We start from the raw sequence: 15,266 nt of genomic DNA, 5'->3' as shown, positions 1-15,266 counted from the left end.
CCCGCGCACAGGGCGCGGAGCCGTTCAGCCGTCAGAGGACGGGTGCTACTTGAGGCCGTTGCTCATCGCGGAGATCAGCTCGCCGTTGGCGGTGTCGCCGCTGGTCTCCCAGAAGAACGCGCCGGCCAGGCCCTGGTTCTTGGCGTAGGTCATCTTCCCGGCGATGGTGGCGGGGGTGTCGTAGCTCCACCACTGGTTGCCGCAGTGGGCGTAGGCGGTGCCGCCGACCGTGCCGGTGGCCGGGCAGCGGGTCTTCAGGACCTTGTAGTCCTCGATGCCCGCCTCGTACGTGCCCGGCGCCGCGCCGCTGGCCGAGCCGCCCGGGGCCGACTGGCTGACGCCGGTCCAGCCGCGGCCGTAGAAGCCGATGCCGAGCAGCAGCTTGGAGGCGGGGATGCCCTTCGACTTGAGCTTCTGGATCGCCAGGTCGCTGTAGAAGCCGGCGGTCGGGATGCCGGTGTAGCTGGTCAGCGGCGAGTGCGGGGCGGTCGGGCCCTGCGCGGCGAACGCGCCGAAGTAGTCGTAGGTCATCGGCATGTAGAAGTCGACGTACTGGGCCGCGCCTCCGTAGTCGGCGGCGTCGATCTTGCCGCCGTTGGTGCCGTCGGCGGTGATGGCGGCGGTGACCAGGGCGTTGGGGCCGAACTTGGAACGGAGGGCCTGCATCACGTTCCTGAACGAGGCGAAGCCGCTGGCGTCACAGCTGAGGCCGCAGGCGTTCGGGTACTCCCAGTCGATGTCGATGCCGTCGAAGACGTCGGCCCAGCGCGGGTCCTCGACCATGTTGTAGCAGGAGTTGGCGAACGCGGTCGGGTTCGCGGCGGCCTGGGTGAAGCCGCCGGAGTAGGTCCAGCCGCCGATGCTGAAGATCACCTTCAGGCCCGGGTACATCGCCTTGAGCTTGCGCAGCTGGTTGAAGTTGCCGCGCAGCGGCTGGTCCCAGGTGTCGGCGACGCCGTCGACGGAGTTGGCCGTGGTGTAGGCCATCTCGTAGTCGGCGTAGCTGTCGGAGATCGTGCACTGGCCGTTCTGGACGTTGCCGAAGGCGTACAGGATGTGGGTCAGCTTGGCGGCGGAGCCGCTGGTGTGCAGGTTCTTCACGTAGAACTGACGGCCGTAGACGCCCCAGTTGGTGAAGTAGCCGATGACCTTCTTACCGCCCGGCTGCGGGGTGACGGTGGGGGTCGGCGTGGGCGTCGGGGTGGGGGTCGGCGTCGGGGTGACCGTGGGGGTCGGCGTCGGCGTCGGGTTCACCGGGCCGCCGGTGCAGGGGGCGCCGTTGAGCTTGCAGTTCTGGACCGCCGACAGGCCGCCCGGGGCGCCGATGAAGCCGAAGCTGAACGAGGTCCCGGCGGCGAGCGGGCCCGCCCAGCTCTTCTTGGTGAAGGTGTAGTGGTTGCCCGACTTCACCATGTCGGCGTCCCAGGCCGAGCTGATGGTGGTGGTGCTCGGCAGGTCGAACTCGACCGTCCAGGTGGACAGGGCCGTGTCGCCCGCCTTCACGGTGACCTTGCCCTGGAAGCCGCTGCCCCAGTCCTGGTCGACGGCGTACGTGGCGGTGGCCGGAGTGGCGGCGGCGGCCTGGCCGAAGCCGAACGGCACGAGCAGCGCCGCCGCGGCGATCAGCGAGCCGATGGTGATACGTCGCAAGGAACGCTCCCGGGGGGTAACTCTTAGGAAAGTTTCCTATTAATAGCCCGAGATTAGGACCATGATCTGACGCCGGTCAACTCATCGGTAAGGGGGTTAATCTGCGCTTAAGGTTCCCATAAGAAAGGGCCCCCGAAGGGGCCCCTGTCAAGCTTCCCTGCGCAACCAGATCGTGCCGAGGGGAGGCACCCGCAGCCTGACCGAGTAGGGCAGCCCGTGGTGCTCGGTCTCGGTCGCCACCACCCCGCCCAGGTTGCCGACCCCGCTGCCGGCGTACTCGTAGGCGTCGGTGTTGAGCACCTCGGTCCAGGTGCCGCCCTCGGGCAGGCCCAGCCGGTAGTCCTCGTGGGGGCCGCCGGAGAAGTTCGTCACGCACGCCAGCGCCGAGCCGTCGGTGCCGTAGCGCACGAACGAGAACACGTTGCCGGCGAAGTCGTCGGCGTCGATCCAGCGGAACCCGTCGGGGCTGTCGTCCTGGGTGTAGAGCGCCGGGGTGTCCTTGTAGACGCCGTTCAGGTCGCGGACCAGCTTCTGCACGCCCTGGTGGAAGTCGAAGTCGAGCACCCACCAGTCGAGGCCCTTGGACTCCGACCACTCGCCGCCCTGGCCGAACTCCCCGCCCATGAACACCAGCTGCTTGCCCGGGTGGGCCCACATGAAGGCGTAGAGGGCGCGCAGGTTGGCGAAGCGCTGCCACTCGTCGCCGGGCATCTTGCCCAGCAGCGAGCCCTTCAGGTGCACGACCTCGTCGTGGGACAGCGGCAGCACGAAGTTCTCGGTGTAGGCGTACATCAGCGAGAACGTGAGCTGGTGGTGGTGGTACTGGCGGAAGATCGGCTCGTGGGCCAGGTAGGCCAGCGTGTCGTGCATCCAGCCCATGTTCCACTTGAAGCCGAAGCCCAGGCCGCCCAGGTGGACCGGCCGCGAGACGCCGGGCCAGGCGGTCGACTCCTCGGCGATCGTGACGATGCCGGGGGCCTCGCGGTAGGCGACGGCGTTCATCTCCTTGAGGAACTCGATCGCGTCGAGGTTCTCGCGCCCGCCGAACTGGTTGGGGGTCCACTCGCCGTCGCGGCGGGAGTAGTCGAGGTAGAGCATCGAGGCCACGGCGTCGACCCGCAGGCCGTCGACGTGGAACTCGCGCAGCCAGTAGACCGCGTTGGCGACCAGGAAGTTCTTCACCTCGCGGCGGCCGAAGTCGAACACGTAGGTGCCCCAGTCGGGGTGCTCGCCGCGGTGGGGGTCGGCGTGCTCGTACAGGGGAGTGCCGTCGAAGCGGGCCAGCGCCCACTCGTCCATCGGGAAGTGGGCGGGCACCCAGTCGACGATGACCCCGATCCCGGCCCGGTGGAGGGCGTCGACCAGGGCGCGGAACTCGTCGGGCGAGCCGAACCGGGAGGTCGGCGCGTAGTAGGAGGTGACCTGGTAACCCCACGACCCGCCGAACGGGTGCTCGGCGACCGGCATGAACTCGACGTGGGTGAACCCCATCTCGGTCACGTACGCGGTCAGCTGCTCGGCCAGTTCGAGGTAGGAGAGCCCCGGACGCCAGGAGCCCAGGTGCACCTCGTAGGTCGACATCGGCTCCTTGAGGGCGTCGCGGGTGGCGCGGGCGGCCATCCACTCCTCGTCGTTCCAGGCGTAGGAGGACTCGTCGACGACCGAGGCGGTCAGCGGCGGCACCTCGGTGCGCCGCGCCATCGGGTCGGCCTTGCCCCGCCACACCCCGTCGACGCCGAGGATCTCGAACTTGTAGCGGGTGCCGGCCCCCACGCCCGGGATGAACAGCTCCCACACCCCGGCCGAGCCCAGCGACCGCATCGGGTGGCCGCCGCCGTTCCAGTGGTTGAAGTCGCCGATCACCCGTACGCCCAGCGCGTTCGGCGCCCACACCGCGAAGGCGGTGCCCGGCTCGTCTTCATGGGTCAGCACCCGCGCGCCGAGCACCTCCCACAGGCGCTCGTGGCGGCCCTCGCCGATCAGGTGCAGGTCGACCTCGCCGAGCGTCGGCCAGTGGCGGTAGGGGTCGCCGGCCTCGGTCGCCTCGCCGCCCTCGTACTTCACCCGCAGCCGGTAGGCGGGGATCTTGTCCAGGCCCGGCAGGAGGACTTCGAAGACGCCGAACTCGACGTGCGACAGGGCGTGGGCCTCCCCGTCGACCAGCGCCTCGACCGTCTCGGCGAACGGCCGCAGCACCCGGATGACCACGCCCTCGCCCGTCAGATGGGCGCCCAGGATCGAGTGGGGGTCGTGGTGGGCGCCGCCGGCGAGACGGTCCAAGTCGTTCCTCATCTATGCCAACTCTCAGTGTTTCGTGGTGAACGCCGCCAGGGGGATCGGCAGCCAGGACGGCCGGTTGCGCGCCTCGTAGACCACTTCGTAGACGGCCTTGGCGAGTTCCAGCGCGCGCATCATCACGACGTCGGAGGGGCGCAGGTCGCCGCCCGACTTCGTGTAGCCGGACAGGAAGGCGGCCCGGTTGCGCACCGCCCACTCCTCGGCCCGGTCTTCCAGCGTCTCGGCGTCGGGGTGGTCGGCCAGCAGGTGGCGGGCGGCGTACTCGAAGGAGCGCAGCATGCCCGCGACGTCGCGCAGCGGCGAGTGGAGCGCGCGGCGCTCGGCCAGCGGCTGCCCCGGTTCACCCTCGAAGTCCAGCACGATCCAGTCGTCGTAGGTCCGCATGACCTGGCCGAGGTGGTAGTCGCCGTGCACCCGCTGCACCAGGACCGGCTCGTCGATCGACGCCAGCAGGTCGTACGCCTCCCGGGCCACGTCGGCGTGGTCGGCCAGCGCCGGGATCTCCTCGACCGCCCGCTCCAGCTGGGCCTGGAAGCCCGCGGCCATCGCGTGGATCTCGTCGGGGTCGAGGGCGTCGTAGCCGAACGCCTCGCGCAGCTCGCGGTGGACCTCGGCGGTGGCGATGCCGAGCCGCTCGGCCTCGGCGGCGAAGTCGCCCCCGGCGTCGCCGGCCGACACCTCGCGGGAGGTGGCGTAGAGGTCGCGGACGCTGGTCAGCGCCATCGCCCAGCCCTCGCTGGCGCCCCCGAGGAACGCCTGCATGATCGCCAGGGTGGTGGGCTCGCCGTCGATCACGCCCTCGACCCAGCCGAAGGGCCGGGCCACGTGGTGGGAGCCCTCGTCGGCCAGCGCCCGGACGATCTCCAGCTCGGGGTTCATCCCCGGGATGACCACGCGGAACATCTTGAGGATGTACTGGTCGCCGAAGACGATCGAGGTGTTCGACTGTTCGGCGGTCATCACCAGGCTGCGCTGGGCGGTGTCGATCTCCACCCCGGGCACCCGGTGGAAGCTCAGCGGGCCGACGGTCGCGTCGTCGGCGACGCCGTGGAGCAGCCGGCCCATGAGCTCGGCGTCGTGGGCGGCGTCGTACACGTCGCGTTCGCGGCCGTCCCACTCGCAGCGGCCGATGTAGACGTGCCGCAACCTGCTGCTCAGCGCGTCGCGCAGCCCCATCAGCAGCTGGTAGCGGGTGGTGCGGTCACCCTGGACCACCTTGACGACCAGGTGGGCCAGGGCGGGGTCGCCGTCCACGAGCGGGACGACGGACTCGATCGACAGATCGTCGATCGGCCGCCCCTTACCGGCGAACCATCGTTGATCGGCGATCCATCCGGTAAGGAGCTCGGCAAGCACTTTCTAATCCTCCCGGGACGACGGCGGGATGGTGAACCAATAGAACCCATGCCCCGGGAGCGTCAAAAGATACGGAAGTTCGCCAATCGGGGGGAACGGGACGTTACCCGTCGCCTCGATGGGTGAAACCCCCTCGAACCGGCGCAGATCCAGCTCCACCGGCTGCGGGAACCGCGACAGGTTGTTGACGCAGAGCACCCGGTCGTCGCCCAGCTCCCGCACGAACGCCAGCACGCTGGGGTTGGAGGAGTTGAGCTCGGTGAAGTCGCCCAGCCCGAAGACGGGGTGGCGCTTGCGGATCTCGATCATCCGCTTGGTGAAGTGGAGCAGCGAACCGGAGTGCTTCTGCTGCGCCTCGACGTTGATCGCCTGGTAGCCGTAGATCGGGTCCATGATCACCGGCAGGTAGAGGCGGCCCGGGTCGCAGTCGGAGAACCCGGCGTTGCGGTCGGGCGTCCACTGCATCGGGGTGCGCACGCCGTCGCGGTCGCCCAGCCAGATGTTGTCGCCCATGCCGATCTCGTCGCCGTAGTAGAGCACCGGGGAGCCCGGCAGCGACATGAGCAGCGCGGTGAACAGCTCGATCTGGTTGCGGTCGTTGTCGAGCAGCGGCGCCAGGCGGCGGCGGATGCCGACGTTGGCGCGCATGCGCGGGTCCTTGGCGTACTCGGAGTACATGTAGTCGCGCTCCTCGTCCGTCACCATCTCGAGCGTCAGCTCGTCGTGGTTGCGGAGGAAGATGCCCCACTGGCAGTTCTCCGGGATCTTCGGCGTCTGGGCCAGGATCTCGGAGATCGGGTAGCGCGACTCGCGGCGGACCGCCATGAAGATGCGCGGCATCAGCGGGAAGTGGAACGCCATGTGGCACTCGTCGCCGCCGGTGACCGGGTCGCCGAAGTACTCGACCACGTCGCTCGGCCACTGGTTGGCCTCGGCCAGCAGCACCCGGTCGGGGTAGAGCCGGTCGATCTCGGCCCGGACCCGCTTCAGGTAGGCGTGCGTCTGCGGCAGGTTCTCGCAGTTGGTGCCGTCGACCTCGAACAGGTAGGGGATGGCGTCCATGCGGAAGCCGTCGATGCCCAGGTCGAGCCAGAAGCGCAGCACCTCCAGCATCGCCTCCTGCACGGCCGGGTTCTCGTAGTTCAGGTCGGGCTGGTGGTGGAAGAACCGGTGCCAGTAGTACTGCTGGCGGACCGGGTCGTAGGTCCAGTTGGACGTCTCGGTGTCGATGAAGATGATCCGGGCGTCCTTGTAGAGCTCGTCGTCGTCGTTCCAGACGTAGAAGTCGCCGAACGGGCCCGTCGGGTCGTGCCGGCTGGCCTGGAACCACGGGTGCTGGTCGCTCGTGTGGTTCATGACCAGGTCGGCGATGACCCGGATGCCGCGCTTGTGCGCCTCGTCGACCAGCTTGATGAAGTCGCCCAGGTCGCCGAAGTCGGGCAGGATCTTCATGAAGTCGGCGATGTCGTAGCCGCCGTCACGCAGCGGCGACTCGTACAGCGGCAGCAGCCAGAGGCAGTCGACGCCGAGCCACTCGAGGTAGTCGAGCTTGTCGATGAGCCCCCGGATGTCGCCCGTGCCGTCGCCGTTGGAGTCGGCGAACCCGCGGATGAGCACCTCGTAGAAGACGGCGCGCTTGTACCAGAACGCGTCGCGCGGCTTCTCGTGCGTGAAGGTGTTCGGAATCGGCTGGTTGTGCTGATTCTGCGGATTCGGCTGAGGTGTCGTAACGCTCACCTGTGGACTCCCCGGTTGTGCAGGCTGCGGTTGTTATGGGCGGTGCGCTGACCCGTGACGCAGCGTGAAGATGTGTGCAGGATTGACATGCGGATCGAGGCGCACGTAGTTGGCCTGCCGCCAGCGGTACGACTCGCCCGACAGCTCGTCGTCGACGACGAACTCGGCATGCCAGTCGAGACCCAGGGCCGGCATGTCCAAGAAGACGGTGCCCTCGTGGGTGTTATGCGGATCAAGATTGACGACCGTCAGCACGACGTCGCCTATGGCGTGCCTTCGTGTGGCCGTGTCGTAGGCGCCCGGCAGCCGCTTTGAGAAGCAGATCACGGCCGGCTGGTCGACGCTGTGAAACCGTAGATTACGCAATTCCTGCAGGGCCGGGTGGGCTCTTCTGAACAAATTCAGCTGCGTGATGAACGGCGCCAGGCTGCGGCCCTCGCGTTCGGCCGCCTGCCAGTCGCGTGGCCGGTATTGGTACTTCTCGCTGTCGAGGTACTCCTCGCTGCCGGGGCGTACCGGGACGTTCTCGGCCAGTTCGTAGCCCGCGTACACACCCCAGGTGGGCGACATCGTCGCCGCCAGCACCGCGCGGATCTTGAACGCGGGCAGGCCGCCCTGCTGCAGGTACTCGTGGAGGATGTCGGGCGTGTTGACGAACAGGTTCGGCCGCATGAAGTGGGCCGTCTCGCGCGAGAGCTCGGTCAGGTACTCCTCGAGCTCCGGCTTGCTGTTGCGCCACGTGTAGTAGGTGTACGACTGGTGGAAGCCCACCCGCCCGAGCGTCTGCATCATGGCCGGCCGGGTGAAGGCCTCGGCCAGGAACAGCACGTCGGGGTCGGTGTTGCGGACGTCGCGCAGCAGCCGCTCCCAGAACGCCACCGGCTTGGTGTGGGGGTTGTCGACGCGGAAGATCCGCACCCCGTGGTCCATCCAGTGGCGCACCACCCGCAGGACCTCGCGGTAGATGCCTTCGGGGTCCTTGTCGAAGTTCAGGGGGTAGATGTCCTGGTACTTCTTCGGCGGGTTCTCGGCGTAGGCGATCGTGCCGTCGGCCCTGATGTTGAACCACTCGGGGTGCTCCTTGACCCACGGGTGGTCGGGCGAGCACTGCAGCGCCAGGTCGAGCGCGATCTCCATGCCGAGCTCGCGGGTGCGTGCCACGAAGGAGTCGAAGTCGTCGATCGTGCCCAGGTCGGGGTGGATCGCGTCGTGCCCGCCCTCGTCGGCGCCGATCGCCCACGGGCTGCCGGGGTCGTAGGGCTCGGGCGTGAGGGTGTTGTTCGGGCCCTTCCTGTACGCGGTCCCGATCGGGTGGACCGGCGGCAGGTAGACCACGTCGAAGCCCATCTGGGCGACCGCCGGGAGACGCTTCTCGGCCGTCTTGAACGTGCCCGACTTCGGGGCCACGCCCTCTTCGACGATCGCGCCCTCGGAGCGCGGGAAGAACTCGTACCAGGAACCGAACAGCGCCCGCCTGCGGTCGACCATGACCTTGTACCGGACGGTCCGGGTGACCAGCTCGCGCAGCGGGTGGGCGGCGATCAGCGCCTGCGTCTCGGGCAGCTGCGCGGCGGCGAAGCGGGCCCTGGGGTCCACGTCGTCGTCGCGGAGCCGGGCCGCCATCGCCTGGAGGGCGGCCTTGTGGCCGCAGACCGGGTCCTTGGACTTCGCCTTCGACGTGGTCGTCTTGCGAGGCTTGGCGGGCACGTCGGGGCAGTCGGCGGCGCGCACCGCCTTGGCGGCGCGGTCGAACAACCGCGCGCCCTCCTCGCACATCAGATCGGAGTCGAGCCCTCGCGGGATCTTGATCCCGGCGTCGTGGAGCCAGGTCGCGATCGGGTCGCTCCAGGCCTCGACGCGGTAGGACCACAATCCCTCCGCGGGCAGCGTGACGTCGACGCCCCACCGGTCGGTGCCGGGCGCGAGCTCCCGCATGGGCCTGAGGCGGCCGGGCACGCCGTCGGGATCGAAGAGCACGACCCCGGCGGCCACCGCGTCGTGTCCCTCGCGGAACACGACGGCGGTGATCTCGAAGGATTCCCCGGCGGCGGCCTTCGCGGGTCGCTTCCCGCAGTCGACGACGGGATGGATGTCCTGGATTGGGATTCTTCCGATCATCGTTTCTCAACGTAGCGACGGCACGCCCGGTACCGCCGGAGTCCACGGGGCAATTGTCGATCTTTGCTCTGTCTTGAGGCAGCACGAATCACAGCCCGCTGACCGGGCCACTCGCTCGTACTGGAGTTGCCCTAATGCTCCCCCTTTACCCGCCAGAATGAAAGTCAGTCCGGCGGGTCAAACCCGCGTGTCATCCACGGGTCTCCGGAGGTTCGTGCGACGTACACGTACTCACCGTCACCTCGGCCGATCGGTGAGGTTTGAGCAGGTATGCCAATGGTGAGTTCGCACTGTGTGGCGCGAAGTTCGCGCCACATCCACCCCCTCCGATCGCCTAGGGTCTGGCCACGTGAGAGCTATACGCAGGTTCACCGTCCGTACCGTCCTTCCGGCCGAGCTCGCGCCGCTTGGCGAGCTGGTCCAGAATCTCCGCTGGTCATGGCACCCGGAGACGATGGACCTGTTCGCCGAGGTCGACCCCGAGGTCTGGGAGCGGGTCGAACACGACCCCGTGGCCCTCCTCGGCGCCGTCTCGGCCGAGAGGCTCCGCGCCCTGGCCCAGGACCGGCGTTTCCTCCGCCGCCTGGCCGACGCCGCCGACGATCTCCGCGAGTACATGACGGCGCCGCGCTGGTACCAGACGCTGCAGGACGCGCCCGCCGCCGTCGGCTACTTCTCCCCGGAATACGGCATCGCCGCCGCCCTTCCCCAGTATTCGGGCGGCCTCGGCATCCTGGCCGGCGACCACCTGAAGGCCGCCTCCGACCTCGGCGTGCCGATCCTGGGCGTCGGCCTGCTCTACCGCCACGGCTACTTCACCCAGTCGTTGTCGCCCGAGGGCTGGCAGCAGGAGCACTACCCCTCCCTCGACCCCGGCGGCCTCCCGCTCACCCTCCTCAAGGAGGACGACGGCAGCCCCGCCCGCATCCGCATCAGCCTCCCCGGCGGCACCGGCCTGCACGCCCAGATCTGGGTCGCCCAGGTCGGCCGCATCCCGCTGCTGCTGCTCGACTCCGACGTGGCCGACAACGACACCACCGCCCGCGACGTCACCGACCGCCTCTACGGCGGCGGCGGCGACCACCGCCTCCTCCAGGAGCTCCTGCTGGGCATCGGCGGCGTGCGCGCCATCCGCGCCTACTGCCGCATCACCGGCCACGCCGAGCCGCAGGTCTTCCACACCAACGAGGGCCACGCCGGGTTCCTCGGCGTCGAGCGCATCCGCGAGCTCACCGAGGCCCGCCTGTCGTTCGACGAGGCCCTGGAGGCGGTCCGGGCCGGCACCGTCTTCACCACCCACACCCCGGTCCCGGCCGGCATCGACCGCTTCCCGGCCGACATGATCGCCCGCCAGTTCGGCGGCGACAACGCCTGGCCGACCGTGCCGGTCGACCGCATCCTGGCCCTCGGCGCCGAGCCCGACACCGGCGACGGCGAGAAGGCCGTGTTCAACATGGCCGTCATGGGCATGCGCCTGGCCCAGCGGGTCAACGGCGTGTCGGTCCTGCACGGCGAGGTCAGCCGGGGCATGTTCCAGGGCCTGTGGCCGGGCTTCGACCTGTCGGAGATCCCGATCGGCTCGATCACCAACGGCGTGCACGCCCCCACGTGGGTCGGCCGCGAGGTCATGGAGCTGGCCGGCAAGGAGCTGCCGACGATCGTCGAGCGCGCCCAGGGCTGGGAGGGCGTCCAGAAGCTCTCCGACGCCGACCTCTGGACGATCCGCGGCCAGCTGCGCGCCAACCTGGTCAACGACGCCCGCAAGCGCCTGCGCAGGTCGTGGCGGCAGCGCGGCGCCTCCGACGCCGAGCTGACCTGGACCGACGAGGCCCTGTCGCCCGACGTGCTGACCATCGGCTTCGCCCGCCGGGTGCCCTCCTACAAGCGGCTCACGCTGATGCTGCGCGACCCCGAGCGGCTGCGCGCGCTGCTGCTCGACCCGGTCAAGCCGGTCCAGATCGTGATCGCGGGCAAGGCCCACCCGGCCGACGAGGGCGGCAAGAAGCTCATCCAGCAGATCATCAAGTTCGCCGACATGGAGGACGTGCGCCACCGCATCGTCTTCCTGCCCGACTACGACATGACCGTCGGCCAGCTGCTCGTCCAGGGTTGCGACGTCTGGATGAACAACCCGCTGCGCCCGCTGGAGGCGTGCGGCACCTCCGGCATGAAGGCCGCCCTCAACGGCGGCCTGAACCTGTCGATCCGCGACGGCTGGTGGGACGAGTGGTTCGACGGCAACAACGGCTGGGCCATCCCGACCGCCGATGGCGTCTCCGACCCCGAACGGCGTGACGAGCTGGAGGCCAACGCCCTCTACGACCTGATCGAGCGCGAGGTCGCCGACCGGTTCTACGACCGGGCCGCCGACGGCCTGCCGCGCCGCTGGCTGGAGATGGTCAAGCACACCCTCAGCTCGCTCGGGCCGAAGGTGCTGGCCGGGCGCATGCTGCGCGACTACGTCGTGGAGCTCTACAGCCCGGCGGCCGGCGCCGCCAAGACCCTGTCGGGCGACGGCTACGCCCAGGCCAAGGCGTTCGCGGCCTGGAAGCTGCGGGTCTCGCAGGCCTGGCCCGCCGTCCGGGTCGAGCACGTCGAGACGGCCGGCATCGGCGACACCCCGGAGCTGGGGGTCGCCATGGAGGTCAACGCCACGATCGCACTGGGCGAGCTGTCGCCCGAAGACGTCGAGGTGCAGGCCGCCTACGGCCGGGTCGGCCAGCACGACGAGCTGATCGAGCCCAACCACGTGAAGCTGACCGTCGGCTCGCTCGACGACGACGGCCACGCCACCTTCACCGGGATCATCCCGCTCGACCGGACCGGCGCGTTCGGCTACTCGGTCAGGGTGGTGCCCTTCCACCCGCTGATGGCCTCGCCCGCCGAGCTCGGCCTGATCGCGGTGCCCGAGGAGCCGGCCGGCATGACCAACGGCACGCTCCGCTAAGGATCTACCTAAGGGACCGGTTCCCCCTGGCGGGGGAACCGGTCCCGTGCGGTTATTGTGACCATTGGGTGCGGAACGTTCCTCGCATCCCGGCTAGGGTTGCCGCTCATGCGGTCCGTCCTCCGCCTCATGCTTCGCGTGCTCGCCCCGCCCCGGCTCCGCCGGGCCGTCCGCGTCCGGGTCGACGCCCGGTACGTCACCCGGGCCGACCACGCGCAGGACATGAAGGAGGCGCTCTGGGAGATCCAGATGCTCCGCCGGGAAGTGGTGGCGCTGCGCCGTGAGGTCGATCGATTGCGGAGCTACTGATGCGGGTTTACCTGTCCGTCGACATGGAGGGCATAACCGGGCTCACCGACCCCGAGGAGATGCACCACGGCGGCCGGGGCTACGAGCGCGGCTGTGAGTTCATGACCGGCGACGCCAACGCCGTCATCCGGGGCGCGTTCGCCGCCGGGGCGACGCAGGTGCTGGTCAACGACGCCCACGGCTCGACCAGGAACCTGCGCATCGACCAGCTCGACTCCCGCGCCACCCTGATCCGCGGCCCCGGCAAGCCCCACCGCATGGGCCAGGGCCTCACCGAGGGCTTCGACGCCGCGATCTTCGCCGGCTACCACGCGCGGGCCGGGGTCTCCCACGGCGTGCTCAACCACACGTGGATGGGCAAGGAGATCCAGAACGTCTGGCTGAACGGCGAGATCTGCGGCGAGCCCCGGCTGGTGGCCGCGTTCGCCGGGTTCGTCGGGGTGCCGGTCGTGCTGGTCACCGGCGACGTCGCGGTCTGCGAGGAGGCGCGCGAGGTGCTCGGCGACGTCGAGACGGTCGCCGTCAAGCAGGGCATCGACATGTTCGCCGCCGAACTGCTGCCGATCGCGGTGGCGCAGCGGAAGATCGAGGAGTCGACCTTCACCGCGCTGAACCGGCTGGCCGACTTCCGGCCCTATGTGATGGAGCCGCCGTACACGCTCGAAGTGGAGTGGAACAGCACCGCCATCGCCTCGGCCTGCGCGATCATCCCGGGAACCCGGCGCAAATCGGCAAGGAACACCGAGTTCACAACGCCCGACTACCGGGAGATCATGGCACTCTTCGGGCTGTACGCCATGATCGCCGGCCAGGTCGCGTGCGGAAGCGGTGTATATGGGTGACAGGTGAGTTAAGCCGCAGGGCTCTCCTCCACGGCCTCGGCGTCGCCGGGGGAGCCGGCGCCATGCTGGCCGCGATGGGCGCGCTCGGGCTCGTCCCGTCGAGCCAGTCGACCACCTACACCGCGCCCCAGCCGGGCGACTTCACCCTGACCGGCCGCTCGCCCAAACGCGTCGTCATCCTCGGCGCCGGCATCGCCGGTCTCGCCGCCGCCTACGAACTGCTCAAGGCCGGGTACGACGTCACGATCCTGGAGGCCGCCAAGAAGGTCGGCGGCCGGAACCTGACCATCCGCGGCGGCGACGAGATCACCGAGATCGGCGGGGCCACCCAGCGGGCCGCCTTCCGCGAGGGCACCTACTTCAACGCCGGCCCGGCCCGCATCGCGCAGTGGATGCTCACCATGGACTACTGCCGCGAGCTGGGCGTGCCCCTGGAGATCTTCGTCAACTCCAACGCCGACGCCTACGTCCACACCTCGGGCAAGTCCATCCGGCTGCGCACCGCCCGCGCCGACACCCAGGGCCACCTGTCGGAACTGCTGGCCAAGGCGGCGAACCAGGGCGCCCTCGACGCCGACCTGACCGCCGACGACAAGACCAACCTGCTCGACCTGCTGCGCGAGTTCGGCCAGCTCGGCGAGCAGCTCACCTACGAGGGCGGCGAACGCCGCGCCGACCCCGGCGCGATCCCGTCGGTCGGCGAGGTGCTGGGCTACCGCATCCCCTACGCGCTGACCTGGGACCTGGCCCACGACCAGGCCATGCCCATGTTCCAGCCGGTCGGCGGCATGGACCGCATCGTGGACGCCCTGGTCGCCAACGTCGGCCGCCACCGGATCAGGACCGGCACCCCGGCCACGAAGATCACCGACACCGGACGCGAGGTCGTCGTCGAGCACCGGAACGGCGCGGTCCGGGCCGACTACTGCGTCGCCACCCTGCCCCCGCACATCCTGGCCCGGGTCCCGAGCTCGCTCCCGCAGGAGGTCGTCTTCCGGCTGGGCGGGGGCTTCCTCTTCGCCGGCGGCAAACTCGGACTGGAGTACGGCCGCCGCTGGTGGGAGCTCGACGAGAAGATCTACGGCGGCACCAGCGAGACCGACCTCGACATCGGCCGCATCTGGTATCCCTCCCACGGCTTCCACGAACGCCGGGGTCTGCTGGTCGGCTACTACAACCTGGCCGACCAGGCCGCCGCCTACGACGCCCTGTCCCCGGCCGCCCGCCTCGAACGGGCGCTGCGCGCCGGCGAACAGGTCCACGGGCCGCGCTACCGGAAGGACCTGCTGTCGAGCGTCTCCATGTCGTGGGCGAACCGCCCCCATGTCGAGGCCATGATGAACGTCGGCCTGCAGAACGTGGTCGAGCAGACCCACGGCCGCATCTACCTGGCGGGCGACTGGCTGACCGGCCTGGTGGCCTGGCAGGCTGGGGCCTTCGAGTCCGCACGCAAGGCAGTGCTCTCGATCCACGAGAGGGCGCTGAAGGAGAACTGATGCTCGACTGGCTCCCGGCCGCCGACCACCTCGACCTGCTGGCCGAACCGGTGGCGAAGGCCGTGCCCGACCTGAAGATCGACCTGCGGGCGGCCGCCATCGACCCCGGCCTGGCCGACACCGCCGCCTTCTGCGAGCAGTACGGCGTCGCCCCCGAAGACTCGGCCAACTGCGTCGTCGTGGCGGCCAAGCGCGGCGGCGAGACCCGCTACGCGGCCGTCATGGTGCTGGCCACCCACCGGGCCGACATCAACGGGATCGTCCGCCGCCACCTCGACGCCCGCAAGATCTCCTTCGCGCCCATGGACGACGCCGTCTCGCTGACCGGGATGGAATACGGAGGAATCACCCCGATCGGGCTGCCCGAGGGCTGGCCGGTGCTCGTTGACGAAAACGTGACCCGCCGCGACTTCGTCGTCATCGGCAGCGGCCTTCGCCGGTCCAAGCTGGCGCTTTCCGGTAGTGATCTCGTCACCGCCACCCAGGGCGAGGTGCTGTTGCTCACTTTGTGAC

The 15,266-nt window shown here is 69.5% G+C and carries 10 protein-coding genes; 5 read left to right on the top strand and 5 right to left on the bottom strand.

Annotation, left to right across the window (positions count from 1 at the left end; translation table 11 throughout):
• Positions 1-45: 45 nt before the first annotated feature.
• From AW274_RS22655 to AW274_RS22635, 5 genes are all read right to left on the bottom strand, one after another.
• Complete coding sequence (locus AW274_RS22655; protein WP_232320244.1) at positions 46-1,650, bottom strand: glycosyl hydrolase family 18 protein; 1,605 nt, start codon at positions 1,648-1,650, stop codon at positions 46-48.
• 147 nt (positions 1,651-1,797) lie between these two features.
• Positions 1,798-3,942, bottom strand: coding sequence for a 1,4-alpha-glucan branching protein GlgB (gene glgB, locus AW274_RS22650; protein WP_062435972.1), 2,145 nt, complete (start codon positions 3,940-3,942; stop codon positions 1,798-1,800).
• 12 nt (positions 3,943-3,954) lie between these two features.
• Positions 3,955-5,304, bottom strand: a complete 1,350-nt coding sequence (locus AW274_RS22645; protein ID WP_062435970.1) for a maltokinase N-terminal cap-like domain-containing protein — start codon at positions 5,302-5,304, stop codon at positions 3,955-3,957.
• Positions 5,305-5,307: 3 nt separating this feature from the next.
• Complete coding sequence (gene treS, locus AW274_RS22640; RefSeq protein WP_062435968.1) at positions 5,308-7,041, bottom strand: maltose alpha-D-glucosyltransferase; 1,734 nt, start codon at positions 7,039-7,041, stop codon at positions 5,308-5,310.
• 33 nt (positions 7,042-7,074) lie between these two features.
• Positions 7,075-9,159 carry an alpha-1,4-glucan--maltose-1-phosphate maltosyltransferase gene (locus tag AW274_RS22635; protein ID WP_062435966.1) on the bottom strand — a complete coding sequence of 695 codons (2,085 nt, stop codon included), beginning with the start codon at positions 9,157-9,159 and terminating at the stop codon, positions 7,075-7,077.
• Positions 9,160-9,508: 349 nt separating this feature from the next.
• Between AW274_RS22635 and glgP the strand changes: the two genes are divergently transcribed.
• From glgP to AW274_RS22610, 5 genes are all read left to right on the top strand, one after another.
• Positions 9,509-12,106 carry an alpha-glucan family phosphorylase gene (glgP, locus tag AW274_RS22630; RefSeq protein ID WP_062435964.1) on the top strand — a complete coding sequence of 866 codons (2,598 nt, stop codon included), beginning with the start codon at positions 9,509-9,511 and terminating at the stop codon, positions 12,104-12,106.
• 108 nt (positions 12,107-12,214) lie between these two features.
• A complete protein-coding gene (locus AW274_RS22625; protein ID WP_034386164.1) occupies positions 12,215-12,415 on the top strand; it encodes a hypothetical protein in 201 nt (66 codons plus the stop codon).
• Complete coding sequence (locus tag AW274_RS22620) at positions 12,415-13,257, top strand: M55 family metallopeptidase (RefSeq protein WP_062435962.1); 843 nt, start codon at positions 12,415-12,417, stop codon at positions 13,255-13,257. The genes AW274_RS22625 and AW274_RS22620 overlap by 1 nt, the downstream gene beginning before the upstream one ends.
• Positions 13,254-14,753, top strand: coding sequence for a flavin monoamine oxidase family protein (locus tag AW274_RS22615; protein WP_062435960.1), 1,500 nt, complete (start codon positions 13,254-13,256; stop codon positions 14,751-14,753). The genes AW274_RS22620 and AW274_RS22615 overlap by 4 nt, the downstream gene beginning before the upstream one ends.
• Positions 14,753-15,265 (top strand): YbaK/EbsC family protein, encoded by a 513-nt coding sequence (locus AW274_RS22610; protein ID WP_062435958.1) that lies wholly within the window; start codon positions 14,753-14,755, stop codon positions 15,263-15,265. Before AW274_RS22615 ends, AW274_RS22610 begins: the two co-directional genes overlap by 1 nt.
• Position 15,266 lies beyond the last annotated feature (1 nt).

This window comes from Herbidospora daliensis, from assembly GCF_001570585.1.
GTDB classification, from domain to species: Bacteria; Actinomycetota; Actinomycetes; order Streptosporangiales; family Streptosporangiaceae; genus Herbidospora; species Herbidospora daliensis.
Note: the sequence above shows the minus strand (reverse complement) of the source record. Positions and strands in the feature narration are given on the sequence as shown.

Bases quoted from the DNA above. Each gene is read 5' to 3' on its own strand.
- glgB (WP_062435972.1), bottom strand. From the start codon at position 3,942: ATGAGGAACGACTTGGACCGTCTCGCCGGCGGCGCCCACCACGACCCC.
- AW274_RS22635 (WP_062435966.1), bottom strand. From the start codon at position 9,159: ATGATCGGAAGAATCCCAATCCAGGACATCCATCCCGTCGTCGACTGC.
- AW274_RS22620 (WP_062435962.1), top strand. From the start codon at position 12,415: ATGCGGGTTTACCTGTCCGTCGACATGGAGGGCATAACCGGGCTCACC.
- AW274_RS22610 (WP_062435958.1), top strand. From the start codon at position 14,753: ATGCTCGACTGGCTCCCGGCCGCCGACCACCTCGACCTGCTGGCCGAA.
- AW274_RS22625 (WP_034386164.1), top strand. From the start codon at position 12,215: ATGCGGTCCGTCCTCCGCCTCATGCTTCGCGTGCTCGCCCCGCCCCGG.